At 69.6% G+C, this 20,713-nt stretch carries 17 protein-coding genes and 1 tRNA gene; 11 read left to right on the top strand and 7 right to left on the bottom strand.

Annotated features, from left to right (window positions below):
- Positions 1-267 precede the first annotated feature (267 nt).
- Entirely contained in the window at positions 268-1,914 is a 1,647-nt protein-coding gene (locus FCI23_RS11200; protein ID WP_136723353.1) for an APC family permease, read from the top strand.
- Between the two features lie 593 nt (positions 1,915-2,507).
- Here the strand turns inward: FCI23_RS11200 and FCI23_RS11205 are convergent.
- Positions 2,508-3,815 (bottom strand): PP2C family protein-serine/threonine phosphatase, encoded by a 1,308-nt coding sequence (locus tag FCI23_RS11205; RefSeq protein ID WP_246143635.1) that lies wholly within the window; start codon positions 3,813-3,815, stop codon positions 2,508-2,510.
- Positions 3,816-4,615: 800 nt separating this feature from the next.
- On the opposite strand from FCI23_RS11205, the gene FCI23_RS11210 reads away from it, so the two are divergent.
- Entirely contained in the window at positions 4,616-4,804 is a 189-nt protein-coding gene (locus tag FCI23_RS11210; RefSeq protein ID WP_169316764.1) for a hypothetical protein, read from the top strand.
- 688 nt (positions 4,805-5,492) lie between these two features.
- Here the strand turns inward: FCI23_RS11210 and FCI23_RS11215 are convergent.
- The 3 genes from FCI23_RS11215 to FCI23_RS11225 all read right to left on the bottom strand — a co-directional run bounded on the left by FCI23_RS11215 (position 5,493) and on the right by FCI23_RS11225 (position 8,374).
- Positions 5,493-5,579, bottom strand: a tRNA-Ser gene (locus FCI23_RS11215).
- Between the two features lie 166 nt (positions 5,580-5,745).
- Entirely contained in the window at positions 5,746-6,411 is a 666-nt protein-coding gene (locus FCI23_RS11220; protein WP_136723354.1) for a class I SAM-dependent methyltransferase, read from the bottom strand.
- Positions 6,412-6,961: 550 nt separating this feature from the next.
- Entirely contained in the window at positions 6,962-8,374 is a 1,413-nt protein-coding gene (locus tag FCI23_RS11225) for a S1C family serine protease (RefSeq protein WP_136723355.1), read from the bottom strand.
- Between the two features lie 176 nt (positions 8,375-8,550).
- Here FCI23_RS11225 and FCI23_RS11230 point away from each other — a divergent pair, with 176 nt between their 5' ends.
- The 3 genes from FCI23_RS11230 (at position 8,551) to FCI23_RS11240 (ending at position 11,253) form a co-directional block, all read left to right on the top strand.
- Positions 8,551-9,396, top strand: coding sequence for a glycerophosphodiester phosphodiesterase (locus FCI23_RS11230; RefSeq protein WP_136723356.1), 846 nt, complete (start codon positions 8,551-8,553; stop codon positions 9,394-9,396).
- A 180-nt stretch (positions 9,397-9,576) separates the two neighbouring features.
- Entirely contained in the window at positions 9,577-10,158 is a 582-nt protein-coding gene (locus FCI23_RS11235; protein WP_136723357.1) for an ATP-binding protein, read from the top strand.
- A gap of 114 nt (positions 10,159-10,272) precedes the next feature.
- Positions 10,273-11,253, top strand: a complete 981-nt coding sequence (locus FCI23_RS11240) for a DUF5926 family protein (protein WP_136723358.1) — start codon at positions 10,273-10,275, stop codon at positions 11,251-11,253.
- Between the two features lie 177 nt (positions 11,254-11,430).
- Here FCI23_RS11240 and FCI23_RS56315 read toward each other — a convergent pair whose 3' ends face one another.
- The gene (locus tag FCI23_RS56315; RefSeq protein ID WP_169316765.1) at positions 11,431-12,009 is read right to left on the bottom strand and encodes a hypothetical protein; all 579 of its coding nucleotides are present in this window, start codon (positions 12,007-12,009) and stop codon (positions 11,431-11,433) included.
- Positions 12,010-12,147: 138 nt separating this feature from the next.
- Positions 12,148-12,807 (bottom strand): bifunctional DNA primase/polymerase, encoded by a 660-nt coding sequence (locus FCI23_RS11255; RefSeq protein WP_136723361.1) that lies wholly within the window; start codon positions 12,805-12,807, stop codon positions 12,148-12,150.
- A 641-nt stretch (positions 12,808-13,448) separates the two neighbouring features.
- Here FCI23_RS11255 and FCI23_RS11260 point away from each other — a divergent pair.
- The 4 genes from FCI23_RS11260 to FCI23_RS63035 all read left to right on the top strand — a co-directional run bounded on the left by FCI23_RS11260 (position 13,449) and on the right by FCI23_RS63035 (position 18,247).
- Positions 13,449-14,825, top strand: coding sequence for a PP2C family protein-serine/threonine phosphatase (locus FCI23_RS11260; protein ID WP_136723362.1), 1,377 nt, complete (start codon positions 13,449-13,451; stop codon positions 14,823-14,825).
- A gap of 104 nt (positions 14,826-14,929) precedes the next feature.
- Positions 14,930-16,417, top strand: a complete 1,488-nt coding sequence (locus FCI23_RS11265) for an aminopeptidase P family protein (protein ID WP_246143636.1) — start codon at positions 14,930-14,932, stop codon at positions 16,415-16,417.
- Positions 16,418-16,624: 207 nt separating this feature from the next.
- Positions 16,625-17,782, top strand: a complete 1,158-nt coding sequence (nicT, locus tag FCI23_RS11270; RefSeq protein WP_246143637.1) for a Nickel transporter NicT — start codon at positions 16,625-16,627, stop codon at positions 17,780-17,782.
- 81 nt (positions 17,783-17,863) lie between these two features.
- A complete protein-coding gene (locus FCI23_RS63035; protein ID WP_211265285.1) occupies positions 17,864-18,247 on the top strand; it encodes a Rossmann-fold NAD(P)-binding domain-containing protein in 384 nt (127 codons plus the stop codon).
- Positions 18,248-18,439: 192 nt separating this feature from the next.
- On the opposite strand, the gene FCI23_RS11280 is transcribed toward FCI23_RS63035, so the two are convergent.
- Complete coding sequence (locus FCI23_RS11280; protein ID WP_136723364.1) at positions 18,440-18,907, bottom strand: ATP-binding protein; 468 nt, start codon at positions 18,905-18,907, stop codon at positions 18,440-18,442.
- 192 nt (positions 18,908-19,099) lie between these two features.
- Between FCI23_RS11280 and FCI23_RS11285 the strand changes: the two genes are divergently transcribed.
- Entirely contained in the window at positions 19,100-19,897 is a 798-nt protein-coding gene (locus FCI23_RS11285; RefSeq protein ID WP_136723365.1) for a hypothetical protein, read from the top strand.
- Between the two features lie 85 nt (positions 19,898-19,982).
- On the top strand, positions 19,983-20,693 hold the full coding sequence (locus FCI23_RS11290; protein WP_136723366.1) for a YcnI family copper-binding membrane protein: 711 nt from the start codon (positions 19,983-19,985) through the stop codon (positions 20,691-20,693).
- Positions 20,694-20,713: the final 20 nt, after the last annotated feature.

Here is a 20,713-nt window from a genome sequence, read left to right on the forward strand (position 1 = left end):
CACAAATCATCTGATCAGCCCCCCAGGAGCCACCCCCACCTCACCCCAGGGAGTGAATTTTCCCGACGCATTTTCAGCCACCTTGCGTCGGCCGCCCACCGACTCGAATCACCCCACCCCGCGCCCAGCCGGGCCGCCTATCAGGAGTGACATAAAGAGTAGGTAAATATTCAGCAAGCAAGTCTTTGCATTATGGACAACAGAAACTAGCCTGATGCGGCCCCGACCACGACCTCAACAAGATTCGAGTCCCCCGAGAGGCCGCACATGGCAAGCGTTGATCAGCTGTCCAAAACGAACAGGCCAGGGGGCGGCAACACCCTCCGCAGAGACGTCGGACTCGTCGGCCTCCTCTGGGCGTCCGTCGGGTCCATCATCGGCTCGGGCTGGCTGTACGGTGCCAAGAACGCCGTCGTGGTCGCCGGTCCCGCCGCGCTGATCTCCTGGATCATCGGCGCGATCGCCATCGTCCTGCTGGCCCTGGTCCATGCCGAGCTCGGCGGTCTCTTCCCGGTCGCGGGCGGCACCGCCCGCTACCCGCACTACGTCTTCGGCGGCCTGGCCGGCATGTCCTTCGGCTGGTTCTCCTGGCTGCAGGCAGCCACAGTGGCGCCCATCGAGGTCGAGGCCATGATCGGCTACGCCGGGCACTGGTCCTGGGCCGCCGGCTTCCAGCACGCCAACGGCACCCTCACTGTCTCCGGCTTCATCGTCGCGCTGATCCTGATGGCGGTCTTCGTCGCGGTGAACTTCCTCGGCGTCCGGCTTCTGGCGCACACCAACAGCGCGGCGACCTCGTGGAAGGTCGCCATCCCGCTGTTCGCCATCTTCGTCCTGGCGGCGACCCACTTCCACCCCGGCAACTTCACCTCCCAAGGCTTCGCGCCCTTCGGCGCCAAGGGCGTCCTCGGCGCGATCAGCACCAGCGGCATCATCTTCGCCCTCCTCGGCTTCGAGCAGGCCATCCAGCTCTCCGGCGAAAGCAGGAACCCCAAGCGCGACATCCCCCGAGCGGTGCTCGGCTCCGTCGCCATCGGCGCCGTGATCTACGTGCTGCTGCAGGTGGTCTTCATCGGCGCCCTGCCCGGCAGCTCCTTCGTCAAGGGCTGGGGGCACCTCGACTACCCCGGCATCAGCGGCCCCTTCGCCGGCCTCGCCACCACCATCGGCCTCGGCTGGCTCGCCTGGATCCTCTACCTCGACGCCATCGTCTCCCCCGGCGGCACCGGCCTCATCTACACCACCTCCACCTCCCGCATCTCCTACGGTCTCAGCAAGAACGGCTACGCGCCCCAGCTCTTCGAGCGCACCGACGCCCGCGGCGTGCCCTGGTTCGGCCTGATCATCTCCTTCCTGACCGGCGTCATCTGCTTCCTGCCGTTCCCCAGCTGGCAGCAGCTCGTCAGTTTCATCACCTCCGCCAGCGTCCTCATGTACGCCGGCGCCCCACTCGCCTTCGGCGTCCTCCGCGACCGCCTCCCGGACCGCGAGCGCCCCTACCACCTGCCCGGCGGCAACGTAGTGGCGCCGCTCTCCTTCGCCGTCTCCAGCCTGATCATCTACTGGTCCGGCTGGAACACCCTGTGGCGCCTCGGCGCGGCCATCATCCTCGGCTACGTCCTGCTCGGCTCCTACGCCGCCTACGCGACCACCAAGCAGCTGCCCAACGCCCCCCGGCTGGACTGGAAGGCCGCCCAATGGCTGCCGGTCTACCTCATCGGCATGGGTCTGATCTCCTGGCAGGGCGGCTTCGGCGCCGGCTCGCAGGGCAACATCGGGCTCTGGTGGGACATCGCCATCATCGTGGTCTTCTCGCTCGCGATCTTCTACTGGGCCCGCGCCGTCGCGCTCCCGGCCTCGGAGATCGACCGCAACATCGAGGAGATCGCCGTGGTCGACGAGGGCGGCCACTGACCTCCCCGCCCCAACACGTTACGAGCCCGGCCGGACCCCGGCCGGGCTCGTTGCTTGCCCCGGCCCGTACGCGCTGGACCACCTCGCGATCCGGGCGAGCACAGCACTGAGCGGGCGCCCGGGAGGCTTCTCGTATGAACAGCTGCGGGTAGAGCCCCGCTTCGTTTGATGATCGTGCGACCGGCATCCAGTCCACAACTATAGATACTATCTACGGTAGGCCTGACCTGGGCGTATGACACAGATGAGCGCTTCTCCGCCTGTGATACCCCGCCATCCGCCACGGGGGGCAGCAGCCGACCGGTGCGTCAACGCGCGCCCCGTCGCTGCGCCCCCGAACGCTACGGCGTCCTCAAGCCATTCGGCAGGCGGGATGGGAGCTGGGGAAGCTGGTGGGTAGAGGGGGCGGAGAAGGTGACGGTTAGAGGGGGGGCGATCAGGGAGTCACCAGGCCGGCCGCTGGTCCCGGCGACTGCTGGGGGTCTGCTCGGGCAGGTCGCGACCTTGGTCCGTCCGCTCAGGGCGCGGGTTCGATTCCCGTCATACGCTCCGTGTCATACGTGACCCTGCGATCGAGCAGTGCGGTTGGGGCCCTAACCCGGTGTCCGGGCGGGGATGCGCAGGGCCAGGAGAGCCACATCGTCGTGGAAGGTGCGTCCTGCTGGATCGACCAGTTCGTCGCACATCATGGTGAGGGACTGGCCGACCAGTGCCCCGGCCCGACGGGCCAAGGCGTCCATGCCTTCGCCGATCGTGTGGTGAGGGTGTTCGACGAGTCCGTCGGTGTAGAACACCAAGGTGCTGCCGGGTGCCACGATGTGCTCGTGATCGGGCCGAGGAATGCTGCAATCGACGCCGAGCGGTATTCCGTGGCCTTCCTCCGGGTCGAGGTAGCCGGCCTGGCCGGCGGTGATAAGCAGCGGCGGAGGGTGGCCGGCGCTGGTCCAGCGCAGCCGCCACGAGGTCTCTGGGCGCTGCTCTAGCCTGGCCATGATCAGGGTGGCCATCGTGCCGCCGCCCAGGCCTTCGAGTGCCTGGTCGAGCTTGCGGACGATCTCGCTCGGGGGTAGGGGCTGGTCGTAGGCGAGCACGCTCAGCATGTTGCTGATCCGGTGCATCGTGATGGCCGCCTCGATGTTGTGGCCCATGACGTCGCCGACCATGATGCACCGCGTGCCCTCGGGGAGCACGATCACGTGGTGCCAGTCCCCGCCGACGCGCGGGGCAATGGAGGCGGGCTGGTAGCGGGCCTCAGCCTGGATCGGTCGGATGTCCGGTAGGCGGGGCAACAGCTTCCGCTGGAGCTCCTCGCCGGCCTTCACGAAGCGCCCGTGGAGGCGGGCGTTTTCGATGGCCACGCCGGCGACGCCGGCCAGGGCGGTGACCACGCCCTCGTCGGTGGCGGTGAACGGCTCTGCGTCACAGCGATCACTTAGGTAAAGGTTGCCGTAGACCGTTCCGCGGACCCGGATAGGCACCCCGAGCAGGCTGTGCATTATCGGGTGACCCGGCGGGAAACCGCAGGCGCCCGGGGAGCCGGCGATGTTCTCAACGCGGAGCGGCCTTGGATCGCGTACCAGCACGCCCAGGAGACCCAGGCCGCGCGGCAGGCGCCCGACTGCCTTGGGCCAGTCCTCGTCTGCGACCGTTGTAAAGAGGTCCACGAACTCCCCATATTCGTCCAAGACTGCCAACGCGCCGTATCGGGCGTCCACTGTGGCTGCGGCAGCCTCCACAATGTCTTGCAGCAAGGACCGCAGGTCCAAGTCGGTGCCGATCGCCAATACCGCTGCCAGCAGGCGGCGCAGTCGGTGCTGATCGTCGGGCAGCTGCTGCAGTTGGCTTTGCATCGCCTCGACCAGCAATCGATTTCGGCGCGACTTCTCCACATCGGTCGACATATCCGATTCCTAACATTTTCCGCTCCTCTATCTCTCAGGTGCCCAAACCTCCAGGAGCCAACCTCGATGCCGTGCAGCCCTGCCGACCGGCGGGAGTCGTCAGCGAGGCGCGGCGGCCGCACCCGTTGGAACCGCCACATGGCCCGGATTCGACCTTCCTGGGAGAGCGAGGCCCGGCCTATTCACGGCTTCCAGCCTGCCTGGCAAGCGTCTGACCAGCGTGAGCGGTCGATGAGCCCAGGGCCTCCGGCACCGTTGCACGAGATCCGCACCAAATGCGCGCGCGTCATTGCAGGAGACTTGTCCGCCGCCGTCGTTCGTTTGCTCGCGAAGAGAACGGCAGAGGAGGAATCGCGCTGACGGCGACGCGTCCGAACGGCGCAGGAGGCGCGACAAGCACTTGTCGGGCCGGCCCCCGAGCTCCCCGCCAACGCCCAGCCTCGGCCTATTCACGGCCAAGCAGAGACCCCAGCCGACTGCACAAGCCGATGACCGGCGAAAAGCCTCGATGGGCCGACGCACTCCGGAGCCGTGTGCGCAGGTTCGAATCCTGCCGGGGGCACTTCAGCTGAAGTGCCAAAAGACCCCGCCACCAGCCAAGACGCTGAGTGCGGGGTCTTTGCGTATGCGCAGGCATGTGCTGCTGTGGGCGGCCGGATGTCGGGTGCTGTGGACTATTCGTGGACAGAGATCCCGCCCGTCGCCGCAGGTCACCCTATGTCAGCTCCTACCCCAGAGCCGCTCCACCGCCCTCGATGTACCGTGCCCCGTAAGTCATCACGGCGCAGAGGGAACACAGCGTGAGCAGAAAGCGGTACGTGGCCAGAGGTGTCCCAGGCGGCTACCGCATCTGGGACAACAAGGGGCGCCGGTGGTGGGGCGACCACTACGAACTGTGCCCTGATGATCTCCTTGCCGAACTGAACGGTGCCGCCGACTACGGGAAGATCACGGCTCTTCTCAAGCGGTACAGGGCCCAGAAGCGTTGAATCGTCGTGCCCGATGCGTGCCCGATCGGTCGGAGCCGTGCGGGGAACCACGGGGAACCACAGTGATGTAGCCCTCTCCCTCAAGTCAGCGAACGTCCAGGTCAGCCGCAACCCGCATACGGGATCTTCCAACTGGGGCTCGACCAGGCGATACTCTGCCTGAGCTACGGGCTAAAGAGCAGGCACACTGGTGCGTCAACGAATACGCAGATTCGGCAGCGAACTTGGGAGGTGCCTCGCCTTGATCTGGTTCGCCGGTCACGTGGTTACGGGTACCGGCCCAGCGAGGGTAGCGTCGGCCATCGTGCTCATCATCATGGGAGCCCTCGCCTCTTTTGCGTTCTGGGAACGCACCCACCCTCGACCGAAGCGTCGGCGGGTGCGTGAGAGGGAGAACGGCGTCAACGGCTGAGGCACGGAGCCTGCCCCCACTCGATCGGGTTTGCAGTACAGCAATGAAGTACAGCAACCACACCAACCGACCATGCCCCGTACCGCCCCCAGCGGCCCTCCGAGCGACCCCTAGGACCCCAGGTGACCGATCCCGGCTAGAGCTACGGATCAGAAGGTGACCGTGCCCCTCGCGTGCCCGATCGGTCGGGAAACAACGGGGAACGACGGTCGCTAGCGGACAGCGCGCACCAGAACAGTCCCCGACCGATTTGCCTGGTCGGGGACCGTTCACTTGCGGTGGGTGTGGGATTTGAACCCACGGTGACATCGCTGCCACGACGGTTTTCAAGACCGTTCCCTTAGGCCGCTCGGGCAACCCACCTGCACTCCGGCCACCTGCGGCGGAGCGGGTACAGAGTATCGCGTGCGGGCCGCCCGGCGGCGACGGTGGCCGCCGGACGGCCACGAAGCCCGTCATTGCGGCCGGGATGATCGGTAGCGTCCACACACATCATCCCGGATGCTTGCTCCGCCGTCGGTCGGCAAGGTCAACTCCGCGACTGGTGCCCGTCCCCCCGAGCCAGGGCGTCGTACCCGACGAAAGTGAACATGCTCGCGCCGGGCGACAGCGGTTGGGGCTCACCGTTGAAGCGGTGCGCCCCGACGCCGAAGCCCGCGTCCGGCTCGGACAGCCACTGCCGCTCGAAGTCACGTTCCTCCAGCCAGTGGCAGATCTGCGGCGCCAGGTCGGGCACCTTGCGGTGCCGGGTCCACACGAGGGTTCCGCCCTGCTTGCACAGCTGGCGGCAGTAGGTGATGGTCCGCTCAACATCCTCATCGGTGATGTTGCCGAACACGCCGCACACCAGCACGAGGTCTGCGGGGACCATCCCGGCGTAGTGGCTGGTCAGCGAGGCATCGCCCACCACTACTTCTACCCGCTGCAGGCCCGCGCGATCGGCGGCCTGCTCAGCCAGTGCCGCATTGCGGGGGTCCAGTTCGACCAGACGCGCGGTGACGTCCTCCCGGCGCGGGTGCTCCGGCAGCACGCCGAGCAGATCGCGCCCTTGGCCGGCACACATGCTGACCGTCAGGAGCGGGCCCGGCGGACACGCGTCCAGGGCCAGCCGGATCCGCTCTTGAACAGCGCGCAGTCGTCGCGCGAGTACCGAATCAGGCCGGTCGTAGTCGTCGTGCCAGGTGTGCCAGTCCATGGTCCGGAGCCTAGGAGCGCGGAGGTAGACGACGCAGCCGACTTTCCAAGGCCCACTGTCGGACCTGCGCGAGGCAACGGTGCGGGAGGGCGGCGGCCAGCCGGAAGGGCGGCCAGGGCGTCACCCCAGCAGCTCCCAGCCCCTTGGGTACCTTCAGCAGGCTCAGCTGCCGAACTTGCCGTTCTTGATGCTCGATATGAAGACGTCCCACTGCGTAGGGTCGAAGCCAAGGAAGCCACCTGCGCCGAGGCGTCTGAGTCGCCGCCCCGGGCGGAGGGCGGCCGGGGCCCGGGAGCGGGACGCCGAGCTGCTCAGCCGCACTCTGGCCCGGCTCTACAGGCCGTGATGTCCGAAGCGGCGCGGCGTCGGCTCGCCGCCGCAGGGGAAGCCAGGCTCTTCGCCGGTTGCGGCTTCCTGCCGGAGGACTCCGAGGCGAACACGTACTACGAAGCCGCCCACGGGCCAGTGAAAAAACGGCCGCGCCCCGCGCCACCGGGGTGCGGTGGTGCGGGGCGCCAAGCGCGGGAACTGACGAGCTCCCCCGGAGGGATCAGTTGGTGCTGTCGCCGACGCGCTGGCCAAGGGTGAGGGTGGCGGTGGAGGACTTGCCGCCACGGGTGTAGGTGACCTTGACCTTGTCACCGGGGTTGTACTGCCAGATCTCACCGATGAGGGTGGGGCTGGAGTCGATGACGGTGTCGTTGAGCTTGGTGATGATGTCACCGCCCTTGAGGCCGGCCTTGTCGGCGGGGCCGCCGGAGGTGACGGCTCCGCTGCTGGTGGTGATCTTGGCGCCTTGGCCCGTGTAGCTCGAGTCCACCGAGACGCCGATGACGGGGTAGACGGGCTTGCCGGTACTGATGAGCTCGTCGGCGACGCGCTTGGCCTGGTTGATGGGGATGGCGAAGCCGAGGCCGATGCTGCCGGACTGGGAGGTGCCGCTGCTGCTGCCGGTGGACTGGATGGCGGAGTCGATGCCGATGACGGCGCCGTTGGCGTTGAGGAGAGGGCCGCCGGAGTTGCCGGGGTTGATGGAGGCGTCGGTCTGTATGGCGCTCATGTACGAAGAGCTGGAGCCGGTGCCGTCGCTGGAGGCGACCGGGCGGTGCATGGCGCTGACGATGCCGGTGGTGACGGTGCCGGAGAGGCCGAAGGGGGCGCCGATGGCTACGGTGGCGTCGCCGACGGCGGTGGTGTCGGAGTTGCCGAGAGCAAGCGGGGCGAGCTGGGAGGCGCTGACGCCCGTGAGCTTGATGACGGCGACGTCGTAGCCGGAGGCGCGCCCGACGACTTCGGCGGTGTACTTCTTGCCGTTGGAGAAGGTGGCGGTGAGCTTGCCGCCGTTGGCGGCGGGGGCGACCACGTGGTTGTTGGTGAGGATGTGGCCTTGCTTGTCGTAGACGAAGCCGGTGCCGGTGCCACTCTCCTGGCTGCCGGTGGCCTCGATCGTGACGACGCTGGGGAGGGCCTTCTTGGCGATGGTGGCGACTGAGTCGGCGGCGCGGCTGAGGTCCTTGGAATTGCCGCTGGAGGTGATCGTCGTGGAGATGCCGCTGTCGTTCTTGTTGGAGGCCCAGTAGCCGATGCCACCGCCGACGCCGCCCGCCACCAGGGCGGCGACGAGGACGGCGGCCACAAGCCCGCCGTTGCCGCGCTTCTTGGGTGCGGGGACCGGGGCACCAGGCACAGGGGAGTCGCCCCAGCCACCGCCGCCGGATCCGCCGGCGCCCCAGCCGCCTCCGCCACCGCCGCCGGAGGCGGCGTAGGCGGGCAGGGCGGGGACGGGCGGGAGGGGGGCGGTCTGGGGGGCGGTCTCGGGGGCGGGGGCGGGCTGCGGCTCGTCAGGCCCGTACGGGTGCGGCGTGGGGGGCGTCGCGGCCTGCGCGGGCAGAGGTGCCGGGGCCGAGAAAGGCTGGGGCGGTGTCGCCGACGGCAGCGGGCCGCCCTCGTTCTCGGTGCTCACAGCGGTTCTCCTCGGATTCTTCAGGGCACGGGCAGGGCACTGGCGGGACGGGCGGGAACGGGCTGGCTGCACTCAGCTTTGCCCACCGGGTGTCAGGACGCTGTAAACAGTGCCGCACACAGCTGTGTAATGGGTACTGTGGACGGCACCCGCGCAGCGGATGGCACCATAGCCCGGTGACTTATGAGCACGCGATCCAGGTTGTGGCGCACAGGGGCGCGTCCGAGGACGCCCCCGAACACACGCTCGCCGCGTACCTCAAGGCTATCGACGACGGCGCCGATGCCCTGGAGTGCGATATCCGGCTGACGGCGGACGGCCAACTGGTCTGCGTACACGACCGACGCGTCAACCGTACGTCAAACGGACGGGGGGCCGTTTCCGCGATGGAGCTCGCCGACCTGGCCGAGCTGGATTTCGGCTCCTGGAAGGTCACGCCGGGCGGCCGCGGCCACGGCCGCACCTCGGACGACTCGCTCCGGTCTCTTCTCGACAGCGACGCGGAGGCCCCGGACCTCGAACTCAGCCGCGTACTGACCCTGGAGCGGCTCCTGGAACTGGTCACCGACACCGGCCGGCGGGTGGAGCTCGCGATCGAGACCAAGCACCCGACGCGCTGGGCCGGCCAGGTCGAGGACCGGCTCATCGAGCTCCTGGCCCACTTCGGCCTGACGAAGCCGGCCGGCGGCGAGCGCTCCCAGGTGCGGGTCATGAGCTTCTCCTCGCGATCTCTGCGCCGGGTGCGCACCGCCGCGCCCGAGCTCCCCACCGTCTTTCTCATGCAGTACGTCCTGCCGAGGCACCGCGACGGACGGCTGCCGGGCGGCGTCCACATCGCCGGGCCCAGCATCCGCATCCTGCGGGCCAACCCGGGCTATGTGGCGCGACTGCACCGAGCCGGGCACCGGGTGCATGTGTGGACGGTGAACGAGCCGGGGGACGTCGAACTGTGCGTACGGCTCGGAGTCGACGCCATCATCACCAACCGCCCGAGGCAGGTTCTGTCCCAACTCGGGCGGTAACACCCAGGAACACCCAGGAACACCCAGGAACACTCAGCCGTAATCCCGGAGCGGTAGTGCTCCGGCGCGTTCGGACCGTATTGGACCGATATAAGTGCCCCAGAGGATCACAGTTGGCCGGTTTCCGGCGCAGACCCAGGGGGCATCCATCCCGTGGCTGGGGTGAAGGAGGTCTCGGGGGTGGCGTTCGTGGTGGCCCAGGACGTGCCGACATCGTCGACCATGGCCTTGACCCATGGTGCGACGGGTGTGGCAGAAGCGCGGCGCAGGCTGCGCAAGGAGCTGAGTACGCAGGGGATCGCGGACCCGGTGATCGATGACGCGGTACTGATCCTGTCAGAACTTCTCAGCAATTCGTGCCGGCACGCCCGGCCGCTCGCCAAAGACAGGGACGGGAGCGGCCGCTACGACGTCGAGGACGGCGACGAGGGCGGCGACGAGGACGCCGACGAGGACGCCGACGGCGGCATACGGGCCGTCTGGCGGATCGATCCGAACGGCCTGCTCGCCATCGAGGTTACCGACGGCGGCGGCCCGACCCGTCCGTCCCCCGCGAGCCCGTCCCTCACCGCCCGCGGCGGCCGCGGGCTCGGCATCGTCCGAAGCCTCGCCCTCCACTGGGGCGTACGCGACGATCAGTCCGGCGAGGTCACCGTCTGGGCACTGCTCCCCACCCGCGCCCGGCACGCCCGCCGCGACGACCTCCCGCCGCGCGTCGACGTCCCCATCGACTTCGCCGACTCCTTCGACGACGTCGGCTGACCGGGCTGCCGACCGCCCGCCGCAAGGGGGCGCCGGTGCCGTTGCCCGGACCGGGCGGGCGGCGGGCGCTAGGCTCACGGCCGAACCGTAGCCGCACCGGGAGAAACGACACCGATGGCCAAAAAGCGCCCGACAACGAAAACCCCGACAACGAAACCGAAGGCACCACAGCTTGTGGGCGGGGAGATCCCTGTCGTCGGAGCGCGTGAGCCGTGCCCGTGCGATTCGGGGCGGCGGTACAAGGCGTGCCACGGCCGGGAGGCGGCACACGCGGCGACGGAACTGGTGCGGCGGCCGTTCGAGGGACTGCCGGCGGAGTGCGACTGGGTGGCGCTGCGCGAGCTGGTGCCGGCGGCGACCGTCGAACTGGGGCTGAGGGACGCCCTGCCGCAGGGGGTGCCGGAGGTGCGGCTGGCCACGGTGCTGCCGATGGCGTGGCCGGCGCTGCGCCGCGACACCGGGGCGGTGTTGCTGGGCCTGCAGAACGACACGGCGTCCGGCGACATCAGCCGGGACCTGGCGGACACTCTCGTCCGGGCGCTGGCCGCCGAACCGGGGACGCCGGTGGACGGGCAGCGCCCGGCTGCCGACGGGCCGCGATTGCAGGACCTGCTGGATCCTGCGGCGCCGTTCGAGCCGGTGGTGCACACCGGGTTCGAGTTCTGGCTGGAGAACGCGGAGGGCGCGACCGGAGAGGTCGCGGCCTCACTGGAACGGGCGAACGCGGCGGCGATCCCGACCGTACGGCTGACCGGGGTGGACGCGGCGTACTGGTGCGAGGCGCCGGAGAAGAACCACCTGCGGTGGGTGATGCCCCATCCGGAGGAGGCGCTGCTGGACGCGCTGGCGCGGCTGCACACCGCCGGGGCGTCGTCGCTCGGCGAAGGGACCCGGCTGGTGGGCTCGTTCCGGGCGCACGGGCTGGTGGTGCCGGTGTGGGACCTGCCGATGGGCATGGGAGCTGACGAGGCGGAGAAACCGGCCGCGGAGTTCGGTGAGCGGCTGGCGGAGACGCTGGGCTCGGCGAAGCCGCTGACGGCGGAGGAGCGGCGGGCCCGCAGCGGCTTCACCAACCGGCAGATCACCCTCAGCTGACGTGTGGCGCAGCCGGCGGCATCGGCGCCGCTGACGTGACGTCCGTCACAACTCAGGCTTCCGGCCAGTAATTTAGGGACCGAATCGGCGCAGCTGAATTTGCGTTCGGCCGACTCCTTGTTACTGTTTAAACAGTCCGGTCGCTGGTGCATCCCCCGTCGCCAGCGACCGGACGTTTCAATGTCCGGCCGCGGATCCCGCCCCGGACCCGGAGCGCAGCAGCAGCCGCTCCGCATCCGCCGGGCCCCCGGCCGCGATTTCCGCCACCGCCGCGTACGGTTCCGCGGCAGCCCGCACCGTCCGTTCGCGCGGTGTCTCGCAGATCCCCGCCGCTGCCCGCGCCTCGATGGAGCACCGCGCCTGCACGGTCCGCCCGTCGGGTCGCATGAGGCTGAGCATCCCGCTGAGCGGTTCGCCGGTGGCGTTGCGGTAGTACGTACGCGCCCAGGTGTCGCCGTCCTCGCTGATGGTGCAGGTCTGCGCGCGCAGGCCCCCGGGTGCGGAGAGGCGCGGCCCGCAGACGGCGGTCTGCCGGGTGTCGCCGGTACCGCTGGTGCCGCCGGAACCGCCGCCGTCGGCGCCGGCTTCGCCGCCCGTGCCTCCGTCACCGACGAGGGCGTCGAGCAGCCCGGCCCCGGCGTCCTTGGGAGCGGGCGAGCCCGGCGGTTCGGCGAGCGCGTCGGCCGACGGCACTATCGCAGCCAGCGCGATGACGCTCGCGAGGGCGATCATGCGCAGATTCGACGCGCGCTCCATCCGGGGACCCACCTGTGGCTCAAGATTCAAGGGCTGTGCGGTGAGCCGAACATACCGGGCGGAGCAGGGCCGAAAAGCGGGCCGCGCGGCGTATGCCGGACAACGGCCCCCTGTTCCGACCCGAAAGATTGAACCGCGTCAGTACATGAGGCGCGGACCGTCCGGCGCCGCCCGGCCCGCCTCGACCAACGCGTCGACGACGGTACGGATGCCCGGCAGCCACGGCGCCCGGCGGCCCTCGTCCACGACCGGCTCCCGGGCCCAGCGCACCTGCCCCGTCCCGGCGGACGAGGGCGGCAGCACGACGTAGCCGCCCTGCCCGTGGTAGCGCAGCGACGTCGGCACCCAGTCGTGCTGGTCGAGCAGCTCGCCGAGCTCCTCCAGCGCGTACGGGGCCACGAGCAGCGCGTACCGGGTGGGGCCGGCGATCACCGGGCCGAGCCGCACGCCGAGCAGGTCGAACGCCGCGAGCGCCCGCGCGCCGGCGACAGCGGGCAGGCTGACCGCCGAGACCCGGTCACCGGTGGCGAGTACCAGTGGCATGTCGGGGCGCACTGTCCACCACCAGCGAACCATCCGCGGATCACAGGTCGCCGCCAGCAGCCCCGGATCGTGCGGATGGGCGCCCGGCACCGGACAGTCCGGACGCGGGCAGGCGCACCTCACACCTCCCCCTCTGCCGCTGTGGTCCATTCCGGCACCCGGGACCACGGGCCATTGCCACTGCTCGGCACAGGTGAGGGCCGCGCTCAGCAGAGCCGAGCCGCTCTCGCGTCGCCTTCCGAGGATCTCGCGCATCGGCGCTCGTCCTTTCCGTTAACGCTCAGGGATCTGCCCATTGCACAACGTAACCTCGAGCACACCGCTTACAAGGGAGCGCATCACGCCGCCAGCCGAGCGTGGAACGTGGCGGGGGGTGGCGCGCTTATGGCGCTTGCTGCACTGCGTGATCCCGCTGAGGTGTCGCAACACCCCGCCGTGGGGGAGGGCCGGTCTGTCGTCGGTTAGGACGCCGGAGCCGAGCGGGGGGTTCCTGAGCCCGCCAACTCCCACCTCGTACGTACCCACTGCTGTCGATATGACGCGCTGTCGAACCGTGTCAGTCGAACCTGAATTGAAACGTGGGGTGGCATTTTTCAGCCACAGTCAACCACACTCAAAGCCGGCTCGCGCACCACTCAGGACTCACTCCGTACCGCCTCGCACCCCGCTTCGGACCTGCGGCGTCTCCACCACACCGCTACGTCTTCCCTTCGGCGCCGCTCCGACACCAGACCACCTAGGTGGGCAATCCTGGACACACCAGGAATCAAGCGGTAGAAGTGAACTCATTGATAGCGGCGCAGCACGTGATGGGGGTTTGCGATGCTATTGACAGAAATTGCCCGCTCTGCGGAGCCCAAGGCACCCGGCAGGAAAGATCACGGAAGCCGTCGGCCATGAATGCCGCCCGCCTTCCGAAAGTGGCCGGAATCAGCCCACTCATCACCCCTGCGGCGCACACTGCGGCCCCCCCAGTCCGCCCGGTCGGCCAACTCGCCGCTGTCCAGGACCGGTTGGCGTCCTGGATCTCGGATCTCACCACGCTGCACGAACTCACTGAGCGCCTCGTGCGCACCACCACCCTCGACAGCGCCCTCAACGAACTCGTACAGGCCGGAGCCGCCCTCGTCGGCGCCCCGCGCGGCCTGGCCGCTCTGGAGCCGACCGACCACCTCGGTCCCGACATCACCGTCGGCCTCGGCCTCGGCCGCGCGGACCTGGGCGCCATCGAGACGGTGCCGCTCGGGACAGCGCGCCAGACACTCCTCACGACACCCGGCCAGGCGTCTCGTGAGGGCCTCGACGGGATCGTCCACGCCGACCTTCCGCACGAGCCGGGCCTGGACCCGCGGCTGCGCGAGGTCGCCGCCTGCCTCGGCTTCGACGCCAGCTACTCCCTTCCCCTGGCCAGCGACACCGCGGGCCACCTCGGCACCGCCGTCTGGTTCTACGACGAGCCCGCCGAGCCGGACGGGCGCCGTCGGCACCTCGCGGGTCTCTACTGCCGGTACGCCGCCGAGCACCTCGCCCGGCTGCTCGAACTGGCCCGCGCCCGCACCGCCGTCACCACCCTCCGGGACGAGCTGCTGCCCGCCCGGCTCCCCCGCGTCCCCGGCGTCCGGCTGGCCGCACGACACCGCACCGGCCCGCGCGGCGGCGGCGACTGGTACGACGCGCTCCCGCTCCCCGAAGGCGCCATCGGCCTCGGCGTCGGCGGCGTCACCGGCTCGGGTCCCGGCGCGGTCGCCGCGATGTGCCGGCTCAGGGCATCGCTGCGCGCCTACGCGGTGATGGAGGGCGAAGACCCGGTCGCCGTCCTGTCCGACCTCGAACTGCTGCTCCGCCTCACCGAGCCCGCCCGCTCCGCCACCGCCCTCTTCGTCTACGCCGAACCCGGTCCCCGCAGGATCGTGCTGGCCGGCGCCGGCCACTGCCCGCCGCTGATCCTCGGCAGCCACCGCGCCGAGTACATCGAGACCACCCTCTCCGCCCCCCTGGGCATGCTCGCCTGCTGGGAAGCCCCCAGCGTCGAATTCGACGCCGCCCCCGGCGACACCCTCCTGCTCTATACCGACGGCCTCCTCCACCGCACCGGCGACCCCATGGACCGCGCCTTCGGCCGCCTGCACTCCGCCGCCGCCGGCGCCCCCCGATCCGTACGCGAGGACCCGGACCAGCTCGTCGACCACGTACTGCACACCATGCTGCCCGACGGGTCCGACAACGCGGACAGCCCCGACGATGTGGTGCTGCTCGCCGCCCGTTTCGAGTGACCGCTTCCAGTGACCGCCGGCTGATGACCGCCCATCTGATGACCGCCACTCGCACAGCCCGTACGCACATACGATGGAAGGCGGTCCGATACAAGGAGGCACACGTGACCGAGGAGCGCGCCACGGAGAACCCGGAAGGCGACGAGCAGGCCGAGCAGTCCGACCAGCCCACCAAGCTGCGGAAGAACGGCCTCTACCCGGCGGTATCCGATGAACTCACCGCAGTGATGAAGTCGGGCTGGGCCGACACCGAGCTGCACGACCTGCGCCCCATCGAGCAGGTCCCCTACGCCGCCGAGCGCCGCGCCGCGCTCTCCGCGCGTTTCCCCGGCGAGCGACTGGTGATCCCGGCCGGCAATATGCGCACCCGGTCCAATGACACGGAGTACCCGTTCCGCGCCTCGACCGAGTACGTGCACCTCACCGGCGACCAGACGCAGGACGCCGTCCTCGTGATGGAGCCGGAAGCGGGGCAAGAGGCAGGCGGCCACGTCGCCACCGCCTACCTGCTGCCCCGCTCCAGCCGCGAGAACGGCGAGTTCTGGCTCGACGGCCAGGGCGAGCTGTGGACCGGCCGCCGCAACAGCCTCGCCGAGGGCGCGCAGCTGCTCGGCCTGCCCACCGGCGATGTCCGCAAGATCGCCGACCAGCTCCGGGAGGCCACCGGCCCGGTACGTGTTGTCCGCGGCCATGACGCCGGCATCGAGGCCGCGCTCACCGACAAGGTCACCGCCGAGCGCGACGCCGAGCTCAAGGAGTTCCTCTCCGAGCTGCGCCTGGTGAAGGACGAGTGGGAGATCGCCCAGCTCCAGGCCGCCGTCGACTCGACCGTCCGCGGATTCGAGGACGTCGTCAAGGTGCTCGACAAGGCCGAGGCCACTTCCGAGCGCTATATAGAGGGCACTTTCTTCCTCCGCGCGCGTGTCGAGGGCAATGACGTCGGCTACGGCTCCATCTGCGCCGCCGGACCGCACGCCACCACCCTGCACTGGGTGCGCAATGACGGCCCGGTCCGCTCCGGCGAGCTGCTGCTCCTCGACGCGGGCGTGGAGACCACCACCCTCTACACCGCCGACGTCACTCGCACCCTCCCTGTCAACGGCCGCTTCACCGATATCCAGCGCAAGGTGTACGACGCGGTCTACGAGTCGCAGCAGGCGGGTATCGACGCGGTCAAGCCGGGCGCCGCCTACCGCGACTTCCATGATGCCTCGCAATGGGTCCTCGCCGAGAAGCTCGTGGAGTGGGGGCTCCTCGAAGGCCCGGTCGAAGGGGTCCTGGAGCTCGCCCTCCAGCGGCGCTGGACCCTGCACGGCACCGGCCACATGCTCGGCCTCGACGTCCACGACTGCGCCGCGGCGCGCACGGAGACGTATGTGAACGGCACCCTGGAGCCCGGTATGGTCCTCACCGTCGAGCCCGGCCTGTACTTCCAGGCCGACGACCTGACCGTCCCGGAGGAGTACCGCGGCATCGGCGTCCGCATCGAGGACGACATCCTCGTCACCCCTGACGGCAACCGCAACCTCAGCGACGGCCTGCCGCGCCGCTCCGAAGAGGTCGAGGCCTGGATGGCCGGCCTGAAGGACTGAGCGGACAGGAAGCCGCCCGCGGCGCCGTCACCCTCCTGGTGTGCGGCGCCGCGGGCGTTGTCATCCCCGAGGACCCCCGTATATACACGCGGCGAAGATCACCTGGGGCCTTACTGCACATTGGTTGCAACTAGTAATCTCATGCTTCAAAGTAGGCGTGTCACCTACGTCCGGCCAGCAGCCAGGAAAGCAGAGGCCACCACCCCTATGGCCCCCATCCCCAGCACATCCACCGCCCCGCAGTCGGCCGCCGCCGCGACCGGCACCCGTTGGAACCGCCTGCGCCGGTCGATGACCCGCCAGGAATGGACCCGCCTCGGCGGGATGGCCGCCTTTGTCCTCGCCCTGCACATCATCGGCTGGTTCACCCTGGTGTGGATCGTCGCCCCCGAGCACTACAGCGTCGGTACCAAGTCCTTCGGCATAGGCATCGGCGTCACCGCGTACACCCTCGGCATGCGCCACGCCTTCGACGCCGACCACATCGCCGCCATCGACAACACCACCCGCAAGCTCATGGGCGAGGGCCAGCGCCCGCTCTCCGTCGGCTTCTGGTTCTCCCTCGGCCACTCCAGCGTCGTCTTCGGCCTGACCTTCCTCCTCGCCCTCGGTGTCAAGGCGCTCGCCAACCCCGTCCGCGACGACAACTCCCAGCTCCACAACGTCACCGGCCTCATCGGCACCACCGTCTCCGGCGTCTTCCTCTACCTCATCGCCGCCATCAACCTCCTGATCCTCGCCGGGATCTGGAAGGTCTTCCGCGACATGCGCTCCGGCCACTTCGACGAGGCCGCCCTGGAAGCGCAGCTCAACAACCGCGGCTTCATGAACCGCATCCTCGGCCGCCTCATGAAATCCATCACCAAGCCCTGGCAGATGTATCCCCTCGGCCTCCTCTTCGGCCTCGGCTTCGACACCGCCACCGAAGTCGCCCTCCTGGTGCTGGCCGGCTCGGGCGCCGCCTCCGGCCTGCCCTGGTACGCGATCCTCTGCCTGCCGGTCCTGTTCGCCGCCGGCATGTCGCTGCTCGACACCATCGACGGCTCGTTCATGAACTTCGCCTACGAGTGGGCCTTCTCCAAGCCGGTCCGCAAGGTCTTCTACAACCTCACCATCACGGCCCTCTCCGTCGCCGTCGCCCTCATCATCGGCACCGTCGAGCTCCTGGGCCTCCTCGCCGAGAAGCTCAAGCTGCACGGCCTCTTCTGGGACTGGGTCTCCGGCCTCGACCTCAACGTCATCGGCTTTGTGATCGTCGGCCTCTTCTTCGCCACCTGGGCGCTGGCCATAGTCGTGTGGAAGTACGGCCGCATCGAGGAGAAGTGGACGGCGGGCCTGCGCCCGGCGGAGCAGCCGGCGGAGTGACCGGTGTCGCGCGGTGCCCTCAGCCGCCGGACGGGCCCTTCCTGAGCGCGTCCGGCGGCTGAGGACGGAGCGCGGGTCCTCATGCGTCTGCTCGTTCTCGGTGGCACCAAGTACCTCGGGCGCCATGTCGTCGAACTCGCCCTGGCGGAAGGCCACGACGTCACCCTCTTCAACCGAGGACGCACCGGCCCCGGCCTCTCCCCCGGCGTTCCCCGGCTGACCGGCGACCGCTCCAGCGGTGATCCCGCCGGCCTCGCCGCGCTGGCCACCGGCGAGTGGGACGGCTTCATCGCAGCATCACGGCGTCGGAAAGGCCGGAAAGACCGTCAGACGGCCCGCGTCATGGGCGGCGGCCACCGCGGCGCGGACAGCGGCATAGTCCACGGCGAGCCGGACAGCCACGACTACCGGCGCGGCAATGGGAAGGAACGCGACGGTGTCGAGCATCAACCTGACACCGTGTGACGAGCCCACCAACCGGGGCAGATTACCGAGCATGAAACCGAGGCTGCCGAAGATCACAAAAGCGCCAACCCGGCGGACCCGCACAGAACCTGGGCGAAGCGGGCGGGTCACCGGCCACACTCCGGCGCCCTCGCACAATGCCCCGGGCAGCGTCGGTGAGGCATCCGGGCCCGGCGCGGGCCGAGTTGGGGCCTACGACGCCTTCAGCAAGGAATCGTCCCGCCACTTGAGAATCTTGTCGAAACTGACCACCGCCCCCCGCCCCGGCCGGTTGTGGAAGTGGACGTGGTCGACCAGGGCCTCGATGAGGAAGAGGCCGCGGCCGTGTTCAGCGGGTTGTGCCTGGTGGTGCTGCTGTTTCTGGGAGAGCGGGCGGGCGAGGCGGTAAGGACTGGGGTCCGTGGTGATGGGGGAGAAACCGGGGCCGGTGTCGGAGACCTCGATGCGACAGCGGTCGCCGTCGATGCGGGCGGTGACGCTGTATTCGCCGTCTGCGGCGTGTTCTACAGCGTTGGCGCAAGCCTCGGTGAGGGCGACGGACAGGTCGTAGCAGATGTCCGGATCGACGCCGGCCGTCTCCATGGTCCCCAGAAGTAGGCGTCTGGCGAGCGGAACGCTCGCAGCCTCGCGCCGCAAGTGGAGAGACCACGAGATGCTCATGCTCCAGCCTCCTGGCTGCGGCTCGACATACGGTTACGTATTGCCCATGCGGACGTGTGGTAAGCGTCCTGCGGACGTGATACCGCTCATTCGGCCGATGCGTACGCCCGTTACAGCGGTGTAATAGGACACCCTTCGCACACCGCCGCAAGTCGGACCCCGGCATGTGCGGGCGCCCAGGACGGTGAGAAGATGGCGGCCGTCATGGGCTCGACAGTGCGCGCCGGCGCCGATATGCGACTGCTGCGGGCCGCGGTGTTCACCGCGGTCTGCGTTGTGCTGGCCACTGCCGGGCACATGGCGGCGTCGGGTCGCGGGGTGCCGTTCTGGACGCTGGCGGCCGGGTGGCTGGCGGTCTTCGCCGTCGTGGCGCCACTGGCGGGACGGGAAAGATCGCTGCCCGGAATCGCGGTGGGGCTGGGGCTCGGCCAGACCGCGCTGCATGTGCTGTTCGACATCGGGCAGAGCTGCGCGGAGCCGGCCGCCCCGCGGCAGGCCGGCGGGATCATGGCGATCGCCGAACGGCTGGTCTGCAACCACGACGCGGCGCGGCTGACACCGGAGGCGGCCGCGCGGATCGTGCGGGGCGCCGGGATAGACACGGCGCACGCCGCCGCGACCACCGCGGCCACGATGCCGATGGGCGGAACACCAAAGGCCGCTACGTCGGCCATGTCTGCCATGTCTGCCATGTCTGCCATGTCGATGTACTCGCTGTCCATGCTGCTGTGGCACACCCTCGCCGCACTGATCGCGGGCTGGCTGCTGCGCCGCGGTGAGGCCGCGCTGTGGCGGCTGGTGGCGTTGTCGGCAGGCGTGCTGCGGTATGTGTTCGGGCTCGTACGGGTGCTGGCCGCCGGAGTCGCACGGGAGCCGGCGACCGCGCTGCGGGGGCGCCGGTTCGCCCGTCGGCGCGGGCGCCCGAGGACGGTGCGGCTGCGGCACAGCCTGGCGCGGCGCGGGCCGCCGGTGCCGGCTCTCGGGGTCTGACGCGGTCCGCTCCACGAGGTGGGTGGCCGCGTACCGCACGCGTGCCATCCCATCCATCACCACCCACTGTGGAGTGCCGCAACCCATGAATACCGTTTTGCGCCGTTCGGCCGCTGTCGGCGGGCTCACCGGAGCCGCCGTTCTCATCGCCGCCGTACCGGCGTTCGCGCATGTCTCCGTACAGCCCACAAGCGCCGAGAAGGGCAGCTACAGCACGGTCGCCTTCAAGGTGCCGAACGAGGAGGACAGCGCCAATACGATCAAGGTCGAGGTGAGCCTCCCGACCGACCACCCGATCGCGTCGGTCTCCACCCAGCCGGTGCCGGGCTGGACCGTGCAGGTCACGAAGTCCAAGCTCAAGACACCGCTGAAAACGGACGACGGGACGGTCAACGAGGCCGTCCAGAAGATCACCTGGACCGGCGGGAAGATCGCACCGAGCGAGTTCCAGCAGTTCACGGTCTCGCTGGGCCCGCTGCCGGACAACGCGGACCAGCTGGTGTTCAAGGCGGTCCAGACGTACGACAACAAGGACGTCGTCCGCTGGATCGAGCCGCAGCAGCAGGGCCAGGCCGAGCCCGAGCACCCGGCACCGACCCTGACGCTCACCGCGGCCCCGGCCGCGAACACTGCCGCGAAGGGGGCGACGGCCGCGGCGGCGGCTCCCTCCTCCTCCGGCAGCACTGACACGACCGCCCGTGTCCTCGCCGTCGTCGGCATCGCCATCGGCGTGCTCGGCGTCGCGTACGGCGTACTGACCGGGCGCCGCCGCGACAGCACGACGCCCTCCGCCTGACGGAATCCGCCCGGCCCCCG

Source organism: Actinacidiphila oryziradicis (genome assembly GCF_005047355.1).
GTDB classification, from domain to species: Bacteria; Actinomycetota; Actinomycetes; order Streptomycetales; family Streptomycetaceae; genus Actinacidiphila; species Actinacidiphila oryziradicis.